The sequence below is a fragment of the Anaerolentibacter hominis genome (genome assembly GCF_032380675.1).
GTDB lineage: Bacteria > Bacillota > Clostridia > Lachnospirales > Lachnospiraceae > Anaerolentibacter > Anaerolentibacter hominis.
Genome location: NZ_JAWDIX010000001.1, coordinates 599,913 through 621,312, shown reverse-complemented (window position 1 = coordinate 621,312; position 21,400 = coordinate 599,913). Strand labels below are relative to the sequence as shown.

Genomic DNA, 21,400 nt, shown 5'->3' with positions numbered 1-21,400 from the left:
AGGCCGCACTGGTTTCTATTATGGCAGCAGAATTTTGTACAGCTGCCAATGCTTCTTTCACCCCGATTTTTTCTCTTTCTCAAAAACTATTGACACCTACCAAATAATGTGTATAATAAGCCTTGTTTGTTTAGTATCACTAAACTTCAAGTTTATTATTACATTTACATAAGTATGGTTAATAAATTGGGCATTTAGCCGCAGAATACGGCGGAAGGAGACACGATGGACATTGGTTATAAAATCAAAGAACTTCGGGTTCAAAAGGGCCTGACCCAGGAGGAACTGGCAGACCGGTCTGAACTATCCAAGGGGTTTATCTCTCAGGTAGAGCGCAATCTCACCTCGCCGTCCATAGCGACGCTGATGGATCTCCTGCAGTGTCTCGGTACAAACCTGGAGGAGTTTTTCTCCAACACTTCCTCCGAGCAGGTTGTCTTTCACAAGGCAGACTATTTCGAAAAACAGGATATGGAATTAAACAGTATGATTCAGTGGATCATACCAAATGCCCAGAAGAACATGATGGAACCAATCCTTGTAACGCTGGAGCCGGACGGCTCCACCTATCCCGATAATCCCCATGAGGGGGAGGAATTTGGATATATTTTGTCCGGTTCTGTCCAGATCCATATCGGGAACAAGACTTATAAAGCCGCAAAAGGGGAATCCTTTTATTTCACACCCAATGAAAAACACTACATCAGCGCGTCCGGCAAGACAGGAAGCAAATTTTTGTGGGTATCTACCCCGCCCAGTTTTTAACTAAACATACCGATAAAAATCTCTTCACCGGAGAATAAAACAGACAGGGAAAGGAAGAAATCATGCCGAATAAATTAGTAGATTTGATTCATATCACCAAGAAATTTAATGAGAATACCGTGCTGGATCAGATGGATCTGTATATCAGAGAGAATGAATTCCTGACCCTGCTGGGGCCAAGCGGCTGCGGCAAAACCACAACGCTTCGTATCATCGCTGGTTTTGAGACGCCGGATGAGGGCCAGGTGATCTTCCGGGGCAAGGATATCACCAACCTGCCTCCCAATGCCAGAGAACTGAACACGGTATTTCAGCAGTACGCCCTCTTTCCCCATATGAATGTGGAAGAAAATATTGCGTTTGGCTTAAAGATAAAGAAAAAATCCAAATCCTATATCAAGGATAAAATTGATTATGCCTTAAAGCTGGTCAATCTGGACGGTTATGGAAAGAGAGACGTGGATTCTTTAAGCGGCGGACAGAAACAGCGAATCGCCATTGCCCGCGCAATTGTGAATGAACCGAAGCTCCTGCTGCTGGATGAGCCTCTGGGAGCGCTGGATTTAAAGCTGCGCCAGGATATGCAGTACGAGCTGATCCGTCTGAAAAAAGAGCTGGGGATTACCTTTATCTACGTTACCCATGATCAGGAGGAAGCCCTGACCATGTCTGACACAATCGTTGTCATGAACCAGGGCTATATTCAGCAGATCGGCACGCCGGAGGGAATTTATAATGAGCCGACCAATGCCTTTGTGGCCGACTTTATCGGCGAGAGCAATATCATAGACGGTATCATGGTCCATGACAAGCTGGTGGAAATCCTGGGTGCCAAATTTGACTGTGTCGATGTGGGCTTCGGCACCAACCGTCCGGTGGATGTGGTCATCCGCCCGGAAGATGTGGAATTAGTTGCTCCTGAGGACGGGACGATCCGCGGTACTGTCACCTCCCTGATTTTTAAAGGAGTCCACTATGAAATGGATGTCATGGCTAACGGCTATGAGTGGCTTGTTAACAGTACAGTTCTCTCCCCCGTGGGAAAAGAAGTCGGAATTAAGGTCGATCCGTTTAATATACAGATTATGAACAAACCGGAATCCGAGGATGAGGAGGCTGTGGTACTGGATGAAGACTAAAACGGCAGCCGCGAAGAAGCGGACAAAAAATTTTCTGCTCTCCGGTCCCTATGTGATCTGGATGGCAGGTTTTATCCTGATCCCTCTGCTGGTGGTGGTCTATTATGGTTTCACCACCAAGGACGGGGCATTTACGCTGGAAAATATTACAGCAATCGCCGATCCGGTCAATCTAAAAGCGCTGGGTCTGGCGCTGGGCCTTTCTTTTATCTGTACAGTGATCTGCATATTGCTGGCCTACCCTCTGGCAATGATCCTGGCCAACCTGAAAATGAAAAGCGGAAGCCTGATTGCTCTGCTCTTCATCCTTCCCATGTGGATGAACTTCCTGCTGCGTACCCTGGCCTGGCTGACTCTGCTTGAGAAAAACGGTGTGATCAATAATTTCCTGCGCCTTTTACATCTGCCCACCCTGAATATTATCAACACCCCGGGGGCCATTGTGCTGGGTATGGTTTACAACTTCCTGCCCTTTATGATCCTGCCGATTTATAATTCCCTGCACCGAATGGACCGCAGTGTGATCAACGCGGCCAGAGACCTGGGGGCCAACAGCATCCAGACCTTCGGGCGGGTTATTTTCCCTTTAAGCCTGCCAGGTGTAATCAGCGGGATTACCATGGTATTTGTCCCCTCCCTGACCACCTTTGTTATTTCCAATATCCTGGGAGGCAGCAAGATATTGCTCATCGGCAACGTCATTGAGCAGAAATTCAAGGTAGGCAACAACTGGAACGCCGGTTCCGGCCTTTCACTAGTCCTGATGGTTTTCATTATTATCAGTATGGTCCTGATGGCCAAATACGATAAGGATTCGGAGGGAAGCGGCTTATGGTAAAAAAATTAGGCGGATTCGCTCAGAAATTTTATGTGGTGCTGATGTTTATTTTCCTCTATGCACCGATTATTACCCTGATCGTGCTCTCCTTCAATAAATCCAAGTCAAGAGCCGTCTGGGGCGGATTTACACTGGACTGGTATAAAGAGCTTTTTCAGAATCAGACGATTCTCAATGCTCTGGTCAACACGCTGCTGATCGCTTTTATCTCCGCTCTGGCTGCAACCCTGATCGGCACGGCCGCTGCGGTGGCTATGAACAACATGAAGCGCAAATACCGTTCCGTTCTCATGGGGATCTCAAATATTCCCATGCTCAACGCCGATATTGTAACCGGTATTTCCCTGATGCTGCTGTTCGTGATGCTGGGCTTCAAACTGGGCTTTACCAGTGTACTGCTGGCCCACATAACCTTTAATATCCCCTATGTCATCTTAAGCGTAATGCCCAAGATGCGCCAGACCAGCCGCAGTACCTATGAAGCGGCCCTGGATCTGGGAGCAGCTCCTTTTTACGCTTTTTATAAGATAACCCTTCCGGAAATATTTCCGGGAATCCTCTCCGGGTTTATGCTGGCGTTTACCATGTCCCTGGACGACTTTGTTATTACCTATTTCACCAAGGGACCGGGCGTGGATACTATGTCCACCAAAATATATACTGAGCTGCGCAAGGGAATTAAACCGGAGATCTATGCACTGTCCACCCTGCTGTTTGTTTCCGTATTGATTCTGTTGATTCTGATCAACCACAAGCCGGAACGAAAAGAAATTCAAGGAGGTAATCATTCAAGATGAAAAAATTAGCTGGCATTGCACTCACCCTCTTGGCGGTATGTTTTCTCTTCACCGGCTGCGGGAAAAAGGAAAATGACGAAAATGTAGTTTATGTTTACAACTGGGGGGAATACATCGACGAGGATGTATGTGACCTGTTTACCGAGGAAACTGGTATCAAAGTAGTTTACGATGAATTTGAAACCAATGAGGATATGTATTCCAAGATTGAAGCCGGAGCAGTCGCCTATGACGTCATCTGCCCTTCTGACTACATGATTGAAAAGATGATTCAGAATGATCTGCTGGCCGAATTAAACTTCGACAATATCCCCAATATTGAAAACATTGATCCTTCCTATTTGAAAAGTGCGGAGGATTTCGATCCGGGCAACAAGTATTCTGTCCCTTATTGCTGGGGAACTCTTGGAATCCTCTATAACAAAACCATGGTAGATGAGCCGATCACCAGCTGGGGCGCCATCTTCGATGAAAAATACAAAGATAATATATTGATGATCGACAGCGTACGGGATGCCTTTACCGCTGCCCTCTGCTATCTTGGCTATGATCAGAACACCACGGATGAGGCACAGATCGAAGAAGCCACCAATCTGCTGAAAGAGCAGCATAGTCTGGTACAGGCCTATGTGGTCGATCAGGTCCGTGACAAAATGATCAACAATGAGGCGGCAATCGGCGTTATCTATTCCGGTGAGGCCATCTATACCAAACGTTCCAACGCGGATCTGGAATATGTTGTACCGGAAGAAGGCTCCAATGTGTGGATTGACGGCTGGGTCGTACCGAAAAATGCACCCAATAAAGAAAATGCCGAGGCGTTCATCAACTTCTTATGCCGCCCCGACATCGCACTGAAAAACTTTGAGTACATTACTTATTCCACCCCGAATATGGGTGCCAGAGAACTGATTGAAGATCCGGATATCAAAGACAGCGAAGTTGCATTCCCCGGACGGGATATCCTGGACCGCTGCAATGCGTTCCGCTACCTGGGCGACGAGGTGGAAACCCTTTATAATTCCAAATGGGAAGAAGTAAAAAGCTGATCTTAGAACAAATTGAATCAAAATAAACGACTGCTTCAAAAGCGGTACGCTAAAACAGCGTACCGCTTTTTTAATGGTTGAATTTTCACTGTTCCTTCTTTTTTCTCAGCGCCAACGCTGTAAACAGTATACCAGTCAGGCAAAAAATCAGTCTGCTTATCCCTGCCGTTAACGATAACTGAAACGCCGGTTCCACAATACCCAGAGAAAGCGGATATTCTCTTAAATAGCTTTCTCCCAGCAGATCGAACCACACAGGCATCGGCAGCTGCGTAAGTACAAGCATGAGAAGCATTAGTGCGTAGAGCAGGCTGCCCTTTATTCTTCCCAGAATATTACCCAGTCCGAACAGGAACAGAAAGGATGGAACCAGTACCAGAAGTGCGGGCAGAATCAGAGTCTGAAACTCCCGGAAGCCAAACCATTTGTAATAACAGATACCGGCTTCTACAAGTACAATAATGCAGAGAATGAGATAACCAGCTGCAATTGCTCCGTATTGTACAAAGTGGTACTTTATGGGAGAGAGCAGCACAGGGTCTGTAAGCTTTCTGACTTCCTTTTCCTGCTCCGAATACAGAAAGGTAAGAAAAAACAGCAGCGTTATCAAAAGCAGGGGGGAGACCTGAGCCAGGAACACACCGAAACTCCACCCGGAAAAAGGAGCCGTATTTGAGATCCCCATCAGGATTTCTCCGGTCAGTATCTGGCGGGCATACCAGATAGTAATCAGGGTCAGTGCCGGAAAAAATTTGTTCCACAGCAGACGCCGCAGTTCGTATCGAAATAGCTTAAACATGTTCCAAGTCCTCCTTTGTCAGTCCACAGGCGTCCAGAAAGTCCTGATAGGTAATATAGGGCGGCATCTGTGTGCCCCCTTCCAGGAAGAGCCGGGTCAGGATTTCATCCAGTTTTTCCGTACCGATAAGCTGTTCGGCCTTCCAGAAGACCAGTGCCATTCCGTCGTAGGTTTCAGTGCCCCAGGAAGCTGAGTCAAGTTCTGCCTTGTATTTATCCGGCAGCTGTGCGATATATTCCGGATGTCTTGCATAGAAATTGTTTGCAAGATTCTGTACCGAAGCCTTCCATTCTTTCACATAGTTCTCTTCCGCATAGTCCTCTCCCTTCAAATAGCGCATCAGCCGGTAGGTGGTGTAAGTGGTGATACCCTCGTCACTCCATACCGTATCCTCCATGTCCATCAGGCTTGCGCTCAATCCCCACCATTGGTGGATGATCTCATGGGCCAGAACCTCCGCCGCACCAGCCCCCTTTTGTTTATCTTTCAGATTGCTGGCGGTAAAATAAATTTCTCCCATGACACTCATGCCCTCTACAGCATTTCCGCCAAACAGGAAAGCCGTACTCTGTACAATTTTAAAGGGTCGGTCCGGCGAAAAACGCAGCGGGCCAAATTGCTCTATACAATAATCAACAGCATCCTTCATGATGTCAATGGCCTGGAACTGATCCAGGCTTTTCTGGTGCTTCCTACTGTAGTAGAATTCAATGGGTGTTCCCGAATTATCCGTCAGGTCAACTTTCATATAGTCCCCGGCATAAAGACGCATTTGCCTTCCTCCGTTGTGGGCCAGCCATGTCTTTGTTCCGTCCCCATTTTCCGATACAAGCTTCGTGGTATCTCCCATCGTGACTGGGGTCATATCCTCCGGAATCGTAAAACGGACAGTAATATCCGAGTCTTCCTTCTCAATCAGCATCGGATTGGGATAGAGGGAATTTGTGATAAGATCCATGTAACTGCCGCTGATCAGAGGGCCGTACATGCTGTAGGAAGATTGGTTCCAGATCGTGGGCATTCCTCCATACTCCACTTCCAGAGTCAGTTTTTCGTCTGCTGGAAGCCATATCTTATAATCTCTGGAATTAATATTGTCATTTTTCAGGTCCTCGAACCGGCACGCTTCCCCGTTCACTACAAGCTTCTTTATATCATAACCGGGGTTCAGAGCCATAATAAATTCCTGCTCAGTTCCAGCCATATTTTCCAGATGGTATACTCCCGTCCCGCTCAGGGTGCCCAGAAATGTATTTGTTTTAACATCAAACTCAGAGCCCAGATACAAAATTCCCTCTGGAACTTCCGGATCTAAAAATTCTATTTCCTCCGGGCTGTGATCCAGGAACGGTTCATTCTGATATAGATAGAAAGCGCTGCCCGCCAGTAAAACGGCGCACAATAGCAGCGGAACTTTCTTCATTCCCCTGGCCAGTGAAGAGAGAAGATTCTTTTTATATTTCCGGATACATAAAAGAGAAAGAATCCACAGTGCCCCAAAAGCGGCGAGCCAGAACAGACGGCTGTAAAGGGCGGGCCTGAAAATAGGGGCGTTGCTGAAATCATCGGAGAGCGCCGGCACCCACGGTGCGGACCACTGCATAAGGTAATTCTCTCCAAACCATTTTCCACGGCTCACAATTAACAGGGCCATAATGAGGACAAAACTAATGTCCGTCCTGCGGAAAATCTGGTAAAGCGCGGCTGCAAGCAGCGCTCCGAACAAAATTCCCGGCAGCATTATGAGGAAAAAACTGCCCAGATATGTACTGATCCGGAATACATGGGCGAGCTTCCAGATCGTAAAGGGCAGATACAATACAGCTGCCAAAACCACTGCCGAGGCACCTGCAGCCTGTACGGCCAGCAGATGAGCTATGTCCAGTGTCACAGGGGATACCGCAGCATCGGTGATAGCGTCCATTCTGTTTTTATGTACCCGGTCCATCTCAAAAAGAGTGAGAAGGGCAAAGATAATCGTACCTGCCCATGCCGCCGTCATGGTAGGATTTCCGAGATACTTTGCCGTTTCTGTAGCGACCGCGACCGGCTTTATAAATTGATAGCCGGCCAGCGGGGCGGCTATTGTAATTGCCATTGCAATCCAGGTGATTCCGGAACAGAAGATTCTTTTTAATTCCAGCCGGAGACAGGATAAAAATCTCATGTGCGATCCTTCCTTTCTCTCATTTTATGGTTATGGGCGGCTGAGTCCTTCTGGATCAGATACATATAGGCATCCTCCAGTGTAGGCTCCACTGCCTCCGCAAACTGCGGAAGGGATTCGGTTACAATACGGCAGGCAATTCCATCTGCCGTGTTCACCCGGGATGTAATCATATAAGCTGCTTCATCCTGTTTCATTTTCTGTTCGATAAAGGTTCCCACATGTCCTCTGGCTTGCAGGATCAGCTTCTCCGGCGGCCCGTCAAATAATATGCGGCCTTGATTGATAACAATCAGGCGGTTACAGATAGACTGTATATCTTCAATAATATGGGTGGAGAGGATCACAATCTTCTTATCTCCTCTCTGTGAAAAAAGATTTCGGAAGTGAATTCGTTCCTCCGGGTCCAGTCCCACGGTTGGTTCATCCATTATAATCAGTTCGGGATCTCCAAGCATTGCCTGGGCAATTCCCACCCTCTGGCGCTGTCCTCCGGATAAAGTCCGTATTTTTGTCTTTTTCTGTTCTGTCAGATTGGCCATTCTAATAGCCTGTTCAATCATTGGCTTGCTGTCTCTCAGCCCCTTAACCGCCGCCATATAGTCCAGGAACTGCCATACTGTAAGCTCTCCGTACAGGCCGAACGACTGGGGCAGATAGCCTAGTTCTTTTTTCAGCTCGTTTTCTTTTTTCCTGAGGGATTCTCCATTTACCGAAATGGTCCCTCCTGTGGGAATCAGACCCGCAACCAGAAGCTGCATCAGTGTGGATTTTCCAGCTCCGTTTGGCCCGACCAGGCCTATCATATCCGGACTTTCAATCTGAAAGGATATCTGCTGCAGTGCCTGCTTCCCATTGGGATACGTCATGTTTAAATTTTCAACCGCAATCTTCATTTTTCCGTCTTTCCTCCGGCGATTTATACGCCGTCAGTCCTTTCCAAGTTTGTATATTGAAGGAGTATCACTCTTTACATGATTCATTTTAGCAGCTGACTTTGTGGCATATCTGTGCTTTTCTTGTATTTTATATGAAGATTTAAAGTTGTACTCAAAACCAGAAAACCCCTGTATCTTGCTGCCTTCAGGAGACAAGATACAGGGGTATCATTCAAGTACGCCTCGGCGTACTTGCTGCGAGCCGCACGTCATGCTTTGCATGACATAATACATCTGTGCGGCTCTGCAATCCGCCGGAGGCTTTATCTTGGAAGGATACCTAACTCCCACCAAGACGAATTTGTTATTTACTCACCTCCTATTGAGGGGGGAGTCTTATCTACTTCCATGATAAATTATGTTATTCAGTTCGGTATTCCGGTATGGCAAACCGGCGGCACAGCTTCCCTCTCCCGGAAGCAAATACGGACGATAACGCCGCTCTCTGTATTTTTTATCTGGCAGGAAGCCTGATGCAGATCCAGAATCGTCTTCACAATATAAAGGCCCAGCCCGCTTCCGCCGGTCTGTCGGTTGCGGGACTGCTCTCCTCTGTAAAAAGGTTCAAAGAGATGTTCCTCTGTCCCTTCCTCCAGGAAAACACCTGTATTTTCCACATCCAGCCTTATTTCTCCCTCTTCCTTCGAAAGCTTAACAAACAGCTTCGCCCCCTGGGGTGAATACCGGCAGGCATTGCTGAGCAGATTCCCCACCGCTTTCTGAATCAATCCCCCGTCTGCCCTTAGCTCAATCTTTTCTTCTATATCCGCCTGAAATTCCAGTCCGCTCTGCTCCACTAATTCCATATAGCCAGCTGCGGTTTTCCGTAGCAGCTCTGAAAAATCTATCTTCTTCTGATGCACTTCAAAGCCTGTCGTTTCCATTCTAGATATCATCAACAGCTCCTGAACGATATCCTCCATCTGACCTGCTACCTTCAGGGACCGGGCCAGATACCGGTCACGGTCACGGTAACTCCCAACCTGATACAGCATCCCTTCCAGCTGTCCCTTGATAATCGTAATCGGGGTTTTTAGTTCATGGGATACCGCAGAAAAGAATTCTGTTCTCCTTCGCTCCTGTTCCCGTTCTCTGTCAATGTCAGCCTTTAAACTCCTATTCGCCTCCTCCAGCTCGCTCAGAGCCAGGGAGAGCCGTTCCGACATCTCGTTCAGGCTCCGTCCCAGCGTTCCGATCTCATCCTTGCGTTGCTCATCACAGTGCCAGCCAAATTCCAGTTTGGACATCTTCTGAGATATTCCGCTCAAGCTGACAATCGGCCTGGTAATCGAACGGGAATAAATGAAAGAACCAATAAAAGACATGGTCAGGACCGCCACAGCAAGGAGCGGCAGAATCCGGCCCATTGCTTCCGCGGCCTGATTTATTTTCCGGAGTCCTCCGGCAACCGCAAGTGTATATTCCTCATCGGAATCCGCAAAATGAAACGGATACCCCTTGCTGAGCGATATGGAAGAATATTCGCTTTCATAGCCGGTTACTACCGAATCATCACTTTTTTCCCCGCTCACACCCAAGCCTGACGATCCGAAGTCCTCCGCCACAGCGACCTGGAAATCACTCGGAACCTCTACAATATTTCCATACTTGTCCATTATCTGGGCCAGACCGGAATTTTTGATTGCAAATTCGTTCAGCAAATCTCCACATTCCTCCAGGGTTGATTTGCTTAACTTTTCCAGCAGTACCTGTGTATCTTCCTCCAATTCTTTATCAAGGGTGTTAGAATAAGTCAGCGGCATAAACCACGCAATAAACCCATAGGTAAGTGTACATGCACTGATCAGCAGCAGACTGGTTATGATAAATATCCGGGCCGTCAAGCTGTTCTTAATTCGTTTTAGCAACACGATATCCCACCCCTCTGATGGTTTCTATATAGTCTACATTCAGTTTTTTCCGCAGGTTTTTAATATGAGTATCCACAACTCTTTCATCCCCGAAAAAATCATATTGCCAAAGTGATTCCAGCAGCATCTGTCTGGTCATCACCCTGCCCTGATGGGTAAGCAGTTCCTTTAAGAGCTCAAATTCCCTGTGGGTCAGCTCTATGGCTATACCCCCGACTGCAGCCTGATAGGCATCCAGATCCAGAACCAAATCTTTGTAAACCAGTTGTTCCGTGCCCTCCTGTCTCGAAGTACGGCGCAGTACCGCGGCAATTTTGCGAAGCAGGATCTGCATGGAAAAGGGCTTGGTAATGTAGTCGTCCACCTGCATATCCAGCCCTTTTATCTGATTTTCTTCACTGTCCAGGGCAGTCAGCATGATTATCGGTACCCCGGACTGCTGCCGAATCACTTCACAGACTCCGTACCCGCTGATCTTCGGAAGCATGATATCTAAAAGCACCAGATCATACTCTTTCTCCCGGAACAGAGTCAGGGCCTGTACCCCATCCGCGGCCAGGGTAACCCCATAACCCGCCTCAGCCAGAAAATTTTCCAGCAATTCCTGGATATCTGACTCATCTTCCACCACTAAGATCTCTTTTGCCATGCTGCCACCTCCAGCCAATTGAAATGTTTAGAATCAGTTTATCACAGATATTTGTAGTTTGTATGTAGTCAGATTTTTTATTCTATTGAACTTTTCTTTTAAGCCAGGCCAGCAAGCCAGTCTTTTAAGATTTTATCAGAAATGCTGTTCAGCATTTTCCCAGGCAGCCATCTTGTTGATTCAGAACAAAGAGGTTTTAATACCTCTTCTGTGTTTCCCAGACCGCTGCCACCGGAGGTAGCAAAGGGAATGATAGTCTTATCCGAAAAATCATAGCTTTCCAGAAACGTGTTAATAATGGTGGGAGCTACATACCACCAGATCGGAAAGCCAAGAAAAACGGTATCATACTCTTCCATATTCGTAAGTATCCCTGCAATTTCAGGCCGGGAAGAAGGATCATTCATCTCCACAGAGCTGCGGCTCTTTTTATTTGTCCAGTCCAGGTCTTCATAGGTGTAAGGCACCGCCGGTTTTATTTCAAATAAATCCGCCCCGGCAGCTTTTGCAATCTGTTTCGCAGCATTCTCAGTAATACCGCTTGCGGAAAAATAAGCAACAAGTTTCTTTGGCATAATCAATTCCTCCTTAAAGTTGTCTGTCAAATTCATTTCGAATCCCGACATTTCATTTTTAACTCTCTCCTATTTATTATCTTCCAGCCATCCGGTTACCGCTTCGGCACAATCATCCGCATCAGAACTTCTGATCTGCAGACCTTCCTTTATCTCAGCATCCGGTTCCGCCTCTCGCACGGCAGCAACAGATTCAGAAATACCGCTGCCTCCGGAGGTACAAAATGGCAGAATCGTCTTACCGGACAAATCATATGTATCAAAGAAGGTATTCATTATTTTAGGCATCGTTCCCCACCAGATCGGGTATCCGACATATAGCGTGTCATACTCTGTAAGATCCTTCCTATCGCCGGATATCGCCGGTCTGGCAGTATCATCCTTCATCTCCTGGTTGGCACGGCACTCGTCATTCTGATAGTCGATATCTTCCTCTGAATAGAGCTGCTCCGGGATTATTTCGTACATAGCAGCCCCGGTCTTTTCTGCAATCATATTTGCCACAGCCTCCGTATTCCCTGTGCATGAAAAATAGATGACAAGCCCATTGTTTTCAATGGTTTCATCCTCTTCGGATATCTGGTCACCCGGCTGCGATGCAGGGACGTCGGTGCCGGAAATCTGTCCGATATCTGACGGCTTCGTATTTTCGCCGGTATCCTCTCCGCGGGAACAGGCAGTCAGCGAAAACAGCAATACAAATACAAGCAGCATGACAACTGTTTTCTTCATGATAAATCTCCTTTCTGAAGTTGTTCGTTCTTAATTTTGCAGGTAATCCAGGATGTCATATTGCAACAAACGCCGCCACGCTTGGCGCGAGTGCGGTCTCCCGGAGAATTTATCATATAGGGCATGAAGCCTATAGAACATAGAATCCCGCAAGCGGGATTCTCCGCCTGCGGCGGGTTGCTCTGGCAACGCAATTCCTTTCCGCCGCAGTACGATCCCCCGGAGGGTTTATTATTACATAGGAAAGTTTGGAGAACTTTCCTATGTAATAATAAAATAGATGCCCGATGATCGGACACCTATAATATAGCCGGAATCAAAAGAAATGTAAAATACCTATACTTTATCTCCAGGCATGCGTTTTATGCATTTCATGCTCATAACTAACTATGGCCCTTATAGCAGACATTTGTAAGGAAATAATTTAAAACCCGAAGTTTCATAGAATCCGTTCCATCTCCGCAGAATGATAAGCTGCTGCACAATCACAGCTCAATCACATCCAGATCATCCGGCACATACAGATTCCCATGATAATACGCTTTGCCCTCCGCCTCATAGAGAGCCTTCCGTTCACTGATATTTTTATCTTCGGTATGCCAGAGCACCAGATTCGGTATCTTGAGCCCCTCCGCCAGCTCACAGGCTTCCTTTACGGTACTGTGATGTTTCTCATAAGGCTTGAAGCGGTCCCTCTGGGAATACAGGCAGAACGCCTCATGCAAGAGCCAGTCGCTTCCCTGCACAAAATCATGAATCAAATCTCTGTAAGGCTCGTCCCCCGCACAGGTCAGCTTCTTTCCATTGTTTAACTGAACGGTAAACCCAAACTGTTTCGCCTTAGTAGACCCTATATCAAAGAAGGTGGTCTCCCTTCCCAATATGGTCCGGCGGTCACCATCCTTAACCGTCACAAACAAAATCCTGTCGTCAAAATACTTATAAAATTTCTTCTGAACCGTGAGTTTTGTGATTGTACGGATCGTCTCTTCCAGTTCCTTAAAGCAATAGATATACAGATTCCCGTCATAGGTTCCCTGGTTCATCCTGGTTCCGATAAACCGGATCATCCAGGCCATACCCAGAATGTGATCCGTGTGGGCATGAGTCACAAAAATATGATGAATACTTTCCATCGGTATATTGCTTTTCTCCAGCTGAGTTAAGATACCGTTGCCGCCTCCGGCATCTACAAGAAAGGTTTCCTCACCCTCTCTGATTGCAAAACAAGTATTATAGCACCTTGTTACCGCCGCATTGCCGGTTCCAAGCACAATTAATTTTTCATTCTCCATCTGATTTTCCCGCCTTTTTCGTTTTATGCAGAATAAGTATACCATAACTGACACATGAAAACAGCCTGTTTTCATACAAAGAATCCCTCAGATCAGATAGAAAATTCGTAAAACAGCACCTCGCTCCGACTGGAAAAATCCAGAATAAACCGGTACCTGCCTTTTTCAAGATATTCGAATTCATTTAGATAAAACGTTCCGAACAGCTCCCCATAGGGCTGCAGAGAATCGATGAAGTACGGTATAAAGGACTGCTCATGATGCGGCACTTTATTCCACTTCTTACCATCCCAGGACTCCAGCGCGTAATTGCTCAGATCCAATTCCCGGTCAATGGCAGAAGTAACATGATAAAACAACAGTCCATCCTCCAGATATCCGCCGTTAACCTGTATCGAAAGATTATCAGAGCCTGAAATATCATCATATGCCGTATCATGTCCATAGCCGGTCAGATTAGCGTCGGAAAGCAAAATATCTTCGCCAAATATAACGTTTTCCAAAAACTCTTTATGCTCCCTTGTCGGTGTGTCAACCAATAATTCATGTCCGTCCATATTATAAATCCTTATATAGTCGTTAGGAGGGGCCGCCTTTATATACAAAAAACCAGCCCAGGTAAGAAATGCAGTAATGGATTTTCCCCTGGCACTTTCTCTGATTTTCAGAAATGCATCCGACTGGAAAAGAGCTTCCTGCTGCCTTCTATGCCGCTCCAGATCCGGATCGGTCTTAAACTGAATTTTTACATCCTCTGCAATGCCTGAAAGCAAATTCTTCCGAAACCATTCCAGATCCTCCCCTGCCGCAGAAGTTTCGATCACATAGCTTCCGTTCTTCTCTGCAATATTCCGGAATACAAAGTTCCTCTCAATCTGCCAGAACCATAATTCCCGGCTGATATGGGGCGGCATAGTGAGGCTCAACGGATTCTCCTGACCGAACTGCGCCAAGTTCTGATAAAAAATCCGATTCAGCTTATCGGCACTCTGGCCCAAACAGGATGTTGTACCCGTCAGAGTCAAGAGCAGGATAACACCCGCGCACATAATCTTTCGTATTTTCATATACATTTCCTCATCACTTCTATTATAATGATTTTAAATATGACATGACGCTGTCAACATAATTTAGTATTCTGATGAAACTAGAACAGGATATTCACTGCATCTACGCAAACACTTAGGAATGGAGCATAACATGTACGAGAGAATGCTGGATAAGCAGTCAGTTCCCACAACTGACCAAATCGCCGGGTATATCGGCGCAGACGGAGTTCGCAATCTGCAAATATTAGAAAACCAGCTTACGGCCAGATATGATCTGCGCCGGGAACTGCGTTTTCCCTTCGGAAATAGCTACGGCTGGGGATACAAATACTCCCATAAATCAAAACATCTTTTTTATCTGTTCTTTGAAAAAGAGGCGATCACCGCTATGATGCAGCTGGGAGATCATCACGTACCGGAGGTAGAGGACCTGCTGCCGTCCCTCTCCCCGGAAATCCAGGCGCTCTGGGCTGACCGTTATCCCTGCGGCACTAACGGCGGATGGATAAAGCCTCGTATACTCACAGAAGCCGATTTAGAAGACATACTCAAATTGGTCGAAGTTAAACAAAAGCCGCAGAAACCGGCCTCCCGGTAGCACGATCGTAATCACTTTCTAGCCTCATTATACAAATCGAACAAAAGATCCGCAAGAACAAAGACACGCCGCCGGCCAAATCAGCCTGCGGCGTATCCCCATGATCCTATTTTCACTGTTCCGAAGGAACACTTTCACTCACACGAAGTGTGATTTTTACCGGGCGGCAAGCTTGCTTGCGGCTCGTTTTCCCTTGCGGCTGCGCCGCAAATTTCACTTTCTTTTGTTCTTCACTCTTCATTCTTCACTCTTCCTTATAATTTCCTCTCTCCCCGGTCCATTTGAAACCATGGTGATCGGAACCTCAAGCTCCTTCTCAATAAACTCAATATAATTCCGGCAATTTTCCGGCAGTTCATCGTATTTGTGTATCCCTCTGATCTCCTGCCTCCAGCCGGGCAGATATTCATAGACCGGTTTGGCCTTTGCAAGCTCCGTCGTAGCCGGGAACTCTTTCGTAACCGTTCCGTCAATCTCATAGCCCACACAGACCGGGAGTGTATCCAGATAGCCCAAAACATCCAGAACCGTCAGCACCGCCTGCGTCGCTCCCTGCACTTTGCAGCCGTACCGGCTTGCCACCGCGTCAAACCAGCCCATTCTTCTCGGCCGTCCGGTGGTCGCGCCAAACTCGCCGCCGTCACCGCCCCGGCGTCTCAGCTCATCGGCCTCATCCCCGAAAATTTCGCTGACGAATTCTCCAGCCCCTACCGCACTGGAATAAGCCTTGACCACTGCTATAACCTCCTTTATTTCATAGGGAGGGATACCCGCGCCGATCGCACCATAAGCTGCCAGGGTGGAAGAAGAAGTCACCATGGGATAAATCCCGAAGTCAGGGTCTTTTAATGAACCCAGCTGCCCTTCCAGCAAAATATTCTTCCCCTCGTTTACAGCCCGGCGCAGATAAGCTGCCGTGTCACAGACATAGGGCGCGATTAACTCTTTATATTCCATCAAATTATCGTACAGGACGGTTTCATCTATTTTTTCTTTGTGGTACAAATGTTCCAGAAGGACATTTTTCTGAACACATACACGGCCGATTTTGTCCCGCAGATATTTCTCATCAGCAAATAACTCTGAAACCTGGAACCCGGTCTTTGCGTATTTATCCGAATAAAACGGAGCGATACCGGACTTTGTGGACCCAAACGAACCCTTACCCAGCCGTTCCTCTTCATATTGATCAAATAAAATATGGTAGGGCATAAGGATCTGGGCCCGGTCCGAAACCAGAATTTTAGGCTTTGGCACCCCTTTTTCCACCAGAGAATTGATTTCCTGAATCAGATAAGGAATATTCAGCGCCACACCGTTTCCGATCACACTGGTCGTATGGTTATAAAATACCCCCGACGGAAGAAGATGGAGGGCAAACTTTCCATAATGGTTAATAATGGTGTGTCCCGCATTGCTGCCGCCCTGGAACCGGACAATGACATCGGATTCCTGGCCCAGCATGTCTGTAATCTTTCCCTTCCCTTCGTCTCCCCAATTCGCACCTACAATTGCTTTTACCATGTTGAAACCTTTCCTTTCTTCCGGGTTTCAAGTACCCGGAGCCGGTTAAAGTGTTTTTCATAGCCATCTTTTTGCTCTGCTGAGAACAAAAAACAACCGTTTCTATCTTACCTCACAGCTTCCGGCCCGTAAACTTACAGATAAAGGAATTTTCCCCATTTTTCTTTATTTTATTAAGTTTTCTTCTTTTTCAGATTCCGAAACGCCTCCAGAACCGGCACCAGCACGATCACAATAAACCCGGCCGCAAAGCCGTTGCTGTACAAGTTCATGCCTCCATGAATAATTCCGATCGACATTGCCACCGAAGAGTGTAAAAAGCCGGCCAGAATACCTGCAAGCAAACCGAATTCCCCTGCAATCGGCGCCAGACCTGCAGAAAATAAAGCCGCCAGCTGCATGGCCGGTGTCTGGGGTGTAAACAGCTTTACCTCCGTTGCCAGGAAGATTCCGATCAAAATAGGAAGATAATTCTTCATATGTATTCCGTAAGCGGCGAATCCTACCACAGTCATCAGTGCACCCAGCACCGGACCGGACAGATCTCCCTTCATCAAATAAAGATAGCCCAGGCACAGCGCTCCCATCATTCCCATGTTCATAAATACGGTGCCTGTTCCCTCCATGCTGACAAAGTCGGAAGGCAGCCTGCCGGTATGCTTCCAAATTTTCCGCAGGTTACCGATTCTACCCTTTGACAAAACAAGCCCATAGAGAAACGTCAGCGCCGACCAGCCCAGAAAGGCAAAGAACAGCCACAGCGGATATCCCTCCGTCCAGATAAGTGTCGTCTCAATGACATGCCCTACAGACCGGAGTACGGATACGGCGGCTACCGCAAGCACCCCCGCCGCAAAGCCCATATTAAAAATATTGTAGCCCCGGTTCAGTGTAGATACATAGGTATACACAAGCGGCGCTGTAAATCCGATCAGCAATCCTCCGGCAAAAGCCAGGCACAAATTAACCCACAGAGGATAAGGGAGTATCAACGCTATTTCCGTCACCAGCGGTGCCAGCGTTGTGGCCAGAAATCCGGTATATATCACATCCTTCACTTTTCTGCCGAAGATTTTTGCGTACAGAATCGTCCCCACAAGAATAGGCAGTATATTCACAGGATTCTTTCCAAACAGGGCAAATCCTCCCATAATATAGACAATCGCAATCGTCAGCCCGCCGGACTGCATACGAAGCAGTTTTACAATCACAAACGTAATTGTCATGATCAGAGCCCCGTTAAAAAACGCGGCGCCCATACCGCCGACTGCAAAGTAGTCCGTAATCAGGACACTGCGGCTGATCAAAATCTGCCAAAAACCCCTCACGATCTGCATTGGCGAGTCATTTACAAATGCCAGGGCATAAAACAGCAGAATCGATGCTATCAGATAATCGTCGATCTGCCTTCCCGCTCTGTTCGTTGTCTCTTTTCCCATATCGTCTCCTTTCGTATCTGGTGTATGTCTTTATGGTATCAGATTCTCAGAATGATGTCACCAAAAAATACGGGGTTGTGGCAGCAGGGTTGGCTATCCGCTTAATTTGGTTCGAATAAATGTATGACTTCAGCAAATATTCCTTTGAATTTTTGTATATTGCGGTCCGGCAAAAGGAAAACCCGGCAAAACATCCTAAGTGGTGTTTTGCCGGGTGAGTTTATTTTATAATCTTATACCCTTAAACGTTACACATTAATCTCTGCTTTCAGTCCCAGCAGGTCTTTATTTTCATCCAGTATCGGACGGATCACTTCTGCTATGAATTCTTCCACCTGTTCTTTGGCCCTGCCGGTATACCGTGAGGGTTCCATCGTCTCCTTCAGCTGCTCCAGGGTAAGATTGAAACTGGGGTCCGCGGCAATCAGTTCCAGGAGATTATTCTCCCCGCCGTTTTCCTTCACATTTCTTCCCGCTTCCATAGAAAGCACCCTGATTTTCTCATGCAGCTCCTGGCGGTCTCCTCCCGCTTTCACCGCATCCATCATGATATTTTCCGTAGCCATAAAGGGCAGTTCCGACATCAGCCGCTTTTCAATTACCTTGGGATAAACCACCAGTCCGTCCACCACATTCAGATACAGGTCCAGAATACCGTCCACAGCCAGGAAGCCTTCCGGTACGCTAAGACGCTTGTTGGCGGAATCATCCAGAGTCCGCTCAAACCACTGGGTAGCGGAAGTAATTGCAGGATTTAACGCATCCACCATCACATACCGGGCCAGGGAAGCAATCCTCTCGCTTCTCATAGGATTCCGCTTATAGGCCATAGCCGAGGAACCGATCTGGTTCTTCTCAAAAGGCTCTTCAATCTCCTTCAAATGCTGGAGCAGACGGATATCGTTGGAAAACTTATGGGCACTGGCCGCAATTCCCGCCAGCACATTTAAGACTCTGGTATCCATCTTTCTGGAATAGGTCTGTCCAGACACAGGGAAACAGCCGGAAAAGCCCATTTTCTCAGCAATCTTTTCATCCAGAGCTTTTATCTTAGCCTGATCCCCCTCAAACAGTTCAACAAAACTTGCCTGGGTGCCGGTGGTTCCTTTGGAACCCAGAAGCTGCATGCCGTCGATCAGATAGCAAATGTCGTCATAGTCCAGTTTCAGCTCCATCAGCCAGAGAGATGCCCGTTTTCCCACCGTGGTGGGCTGGGCCGGCTGGAAATGAGTAAAAGCAAGGGTGGGCAGGTCCCTGTATTTCATGGCAAAAGAAGCCAGTTCGTTCATCACATTTACCAGTTTCTTTTTAACCAGCCTTAACGCATCCGTCATCACGATAATATCCGTATTGTCACCCACGTAACAGGAGGTGGCGCCCAGATGGATAATACCTTTGGCATCCGGACACTGTACCCCATAGGCATAGACATGAGACATTACATCATGGCGGACCAGTTTTTCCCGTTCCCGCGCCACGTCATAGTTAATATCATCCACATGCGCTTTCAGCTGAGCGATCTGCTCATCCGTTATGTCAAGACCCAGTTCCTTTTCTGTTTCCGCCAGGGCTACCCACAGTCTTCTCCATGTCTTAAATTTCATATCCGGAGAGAAAATATACTGCATTTCCTTACTGGCATAGCGCTCTGATAAAGGGCTTATATAATTATCGAAGCTCATATATATCCGTCCTTTCACTTTATAGACTTTCTTATCATTCGTCGATATCGTCCTCTGGTTCCTCCTCGGAGGGTTCCACCGGATAATTGCCGCTGAAGCATGCGTCACAATAGCCCGTATCGCCATTTACCAGTTCAGAAAGACGCTCTCCGGATAAATATCCAAGAGAATCCGCACCGATCATCTGACAGATCTTATCATTCGTGTTATTGTAAGCAATCAGCTGATCACTGGTGGGAACATCGGTTCCGAAATAACAGGGATAGAGAAACGGCGGGGAACTGATTCTGACATGTACCTCTGTCGCCCCTGCATTTTTCAGCATACGGACGATCCGCTCGGACGTAGTGCCGCGCACAATGGAGTCATCTACCATGACAACCCGCTTGCCGTTTACTACTTCTTTTAAAACATTCAGTTTGATCCGGACGCTGGACTCCCGCACCGTCTGCTTCGGTTTGATAAACGTCCGTCCCACATAACTGTTTTTGGTAAAACCAATCCCATAGGGGATTCCTGCCTCCGCGGCAAAGCCCATGGCCGCCACATTTCCGGAATCCGGAACGCCGATTACCACATCCGCATCCGCCGGAAAGGTCTGGGCCAGAATTTTCCCGGCCATAATCCGGGACTGATAGACATTGACACCGTCGATGTAACTGTCCGGACGGGCAAAATAAATATATTCAAAGATACACTTGGCGCATTTGTCCTGGCACAGGGAGGTGTCGGAACGAAGGCCGTGCTTTTTATCAATGGTCACAATCTCACCGGGGAGCACATCCCGCACAAATTCCGCATCCACCGCATCCAGGGCACAGGACTCCGAGGCCAGCACATAGGTATTCCCTCTGCGGCCGATGCAAAGCGGGCGGAATCCGAACGGATCTCTGGCGCCGATTAACTTCCTCGGACTCATAATTACAATAGAATAGGCACCTTTGAGTTTCTGCATGGCAGCTTTTACGGCTTCCTCCACATTTTCTGTCTCCAGACGGGCTCTTGCAATATGATAGGCAATTACTTCCGAATCAATGGTGGTCTGGAAAATCGCCCCGGTGTACTCCAGCTCTCTCCGAAGCTCAGTAAAATTAGCCAGATTTCCGTTATGGGCCAGGGCCAACGTTCCTTTCACATAGTTGAGTACCAGAGGCTGGGTATTTTCAATAATGCTGGCGCCTGCAGTAGAATAACGCACATGCCCGACTCCCAGATTTCCCTTCAGATTTTCCAGGTTATCTTCGGTAAACACTTCGTTTACCAGTCCCATTCCCTTAGCGGAACGGACGATTCCCTTGGGGCCGTACGTGTCGCTGACTGCAATACCGCAGCTCTCCTGTCCCCGATGCTGCAGGGCAAACAGGCCGTAATAAATTGAAGAAGCCACGTCCCCGCCGTCCAGATCATACATTCCGAAAACGCCGCACTCCTCATGAATTTCATCTGTCATCCATTCATTGTTCTTCTGATTCATGGTCTGTCCTTTCTGTCTCC

At 47.4% G+C, this 21,400-nt stretch carries 18 protein-coding genes and 1 pseudogene; 5 read left to right on the top strand and 14 right to left on the bottom strand.

Translation table 11 applies throughout. The annotated features are described in order from the left end of the window. Positions 1–225 precede the first annotated feature (225 nt). From ABCW47_RS02725 to ABCW47_RS02710, 4 genes and pseudogenes are all read left to right on the top strand, one after another. Entirely contained in the window at positions 226–765 is a 540-nt protein-coding gene (locus ABCW47_RS02725; RefSeq protein ID WP_343208329.1) for a helix-turn-helix domain-containing protein, read from the top strand. Positions 766–827: 62 nt separating this feature from the next. Further along, positions 828–1,904: an ABC transporter ATP-binding protein gene (locus ABCW47_RS02720; protein ID WP_343208328.1), complete on the top strand. Its 1,077-nt coding sequence runs from the start codon at positions 828–830 to the stop codon at positions 1,902–1,904. Further along, a complete protein-coding gene (locus tag ABCW47_RS02715) occupies positions 1,894–2,742 on the top strand; it encodes an ABC transporter permease (protein ID WP_343208327.1) in 849 nt (282 codons plus the stop codon). The genes ABCW47_RS02720 and ABCW47_RS02715 overlap by 11 nt, the downstream gene beginning before the upstream one ends. Beyond that, positions 2,736–4,588, top strand: a pseudogene (locus tag ABCW47_RS02710) (extracellular solute-binding protein). Before ABCW47_RS02715 ends, ABCW47_RS02710 begins: the two are co-directional and overlap by 7 nt. A gap of 85 nt (positions 4,589–4,673) precedes the next feature. Here ABCW47_RS02710 and ABCW47_RS02705 read toward each other — a convergent pair. The 9 genes from ABCW47_RS02705 to ABCW47_RS02665 form a co-directional block, all read right to left on the bottom strand. Continuing rightward, a complete protein-coding gene (locus tag ABCW47_RS02705; RefSeq protein WP_343208326.1) occupies positions 4,674–5,387 on the bottom strand; it encodes a hypothetical protein in 714 nt (237 codons plus the stop codon). Next, the gene (locus ABCW47_RS02700) at positions 5,380–7,554 is read right to left on the bottom strand and encodes a M1 family aminopeptidase (RefSeq protein WP_343208325.1); all 2,175 of its coding nucleotides are present in this window, start codon (positions 7,552–7,554) and stop codon (positions 5,380–5,382) included. The genes ABCW47_RS02705 and ABCW47_RS02700 overlap by 8 nt, the downstream gene beginning before the upstream one ends. Beyond that, on the bottom strand, positions 7,551–8,450 hold the full coding sequence (locus tag ABCW47_RS02695; RefSeq protein ID WP_343208324.1) for an ATP-binding cassette domain-containing protein: 900 nt from the start codon (positions 8,448–8,450) through the stop codon (positions 7,551–7,553). Before ABCW47_RS02695 ends, ABCW47_RS02700 begins: the two co-directional genes overlap by 4 nt. Positions 8,451–8,857: 407 nt before the next feature. Beyond that, positions 8,858–10,363 carry a sensor histidine kinase gene (locus ABCW47_RS02690; protein ID WP_343208323.1) on the bottom strand — a complete coding sequence of 502 codons (1,506 nt, stop codon included), beginning with the start codon at positions 10,361–10,363 and terminating at the stop codon, positions 8,858–8,860. After that, positions 10,344–11,012, bottom strand: a complete 669-nt coding sequence (locus ABCW47_RS02685; RefSeq protein WP_343208322.1) for a response regulator transcription factor — start codon at positions 11,010–11,012, stop codon at positions 10,344–10,346. The genes ABCW47_RS02690 and ABCW47_RS02685 overlap by 20 nt, the downstream gene beginning before the upstream one ends. A 98-nt stretch (positions 11,013–11,110) precedes the next feature. Next, on the bottom strand, positions 11,111–11,587 hold the full coding sequence (locus tag ABCW47_RS02680; RefSeq protein ID WP_343208321.1) for a flavodoxin: 477 nt from the start codon (positions 11,585–11,587) through the stop codon (positions 11,111–11,113). A gap of 69 nt (positions 11,588–11,656) precedes the next feature. Further along, the gene (locus ABCW47_RS02675; RefSeq protein WP_343208320.1) at positions 11,657–12,319 is read right to left on the bottom strand and encodes a flavodoxin; all 663 of its coding nucleotides are present in this window, start codon (positions 12,317–12,319) and stop codon (positions 11,657–11,659) included. Between the two features lie 485 nt (positions 12,320–12,804). Further along, on the bottom strand, positions 12,805–13,614 hold the full coding sequence (locus tag ABCW47_RS02670) for an MBL fold metallo-hydrolase (RefSeq protein WP_343208319.1): 810 nt from the start codon (positions 13,612–13,614) through the stop codon (positions 12,805–12,807). 92 nt (positions 13,615–13,706) lie between these two features. Beyond that, complete coding sequence (locus ABCW47_RS02665; protein WP_343208318.1) at positions 13,707–14,681, bottom strand: hypothetical protein; 975 nt, start codon at positions 14,679–14,681, stop codon at positions 13,707–13,709. Positions 14,682–14,814: 133 nt separating this feature from the next. Between ABCW47_RS02665 and ABCW47_RS02660 the strand changes: the two genes are divergently transcribed. Next, complete coding sequence (locus ABCW47_RS02660; RefSeq protein ID WP_343208317.1) at positions 14,815–15,261, top strand: DUF3788 domain-containing protein; 447 nt, start codon at positions 14,815–14,817, stop codon at positions 15,259–15,261. A 112-nt stretch (positions 15,262–15,373) separates the two neighbouring features. Here ABCW47_RS02660 and ABCW47_RS02655 read toward each other — a convergent pair whose 3' ends face one another. The 5 genes from ABCW47_RS02655 to purF form a co-directional block, all read right to left on the bottom strand. Further along, entirely contained in the window at positions 15,374–15,502 is a 129-nt protein-coding gene (locus ABCW47_RS02655) for a hypothetical protein (RefSeq protein ID WP_343208316.1), read from the bottom strand. After that, on the bottom strand, positions 15,499–16,785 hold the full coding sequence (locus ABCW47_RS02650; RefSeq protein WP_343208315.1) for an adenylosuccinate synthase: 1,287 nt from the start codon (positions 16,783–16,785) through the stop codon (positions 15,499–15,501). The genes ABCW47_RS02655 and ABCW47_RS02650 overlap by 4 nt, the downstream gene beginning before the upstream one ends. Before the next feature lie 173 nt (positions 16,786–16,958). Beyond that, positions 16,959–18,224 (bottom strand): DUF1576 domain-containing protein, encoded by a 1,266-nt coding sequence (locus ABCW47_RS02645; protein WP_343208314.1) that lies wholly within the window; start codon positions 18,222–18,224, stop codon positions 16,959–16,961. 248 nt (positions 18,225–18,472) lie between these two features. Then, positions 18,473–19,906, bottom strand: coding sequence for an adenylosuccinate lyase (purB, locus tag ABCW47_RS02640; RefSeq protein WP_343208313.1), 1,434 nt, complete (start codon positions 19,904–19,906; stop codon positions 18,473–18,475). A 34-nt stretch (positions 19,907–19,940) separates the two neighbouring features. Next, positions 19,941–21,380, bottom strand: coding sequence for an amidophosphoribosyltransferase (gene purF / locus ABCW47_RS02635; protein ID WP_343208312.1), 1,440 nt, complete (start codon positions 21,378–21,380; stop codon positions 19,941–19,943). Positions 21,381–21,400: the final 20 nt, after the last annotated feature.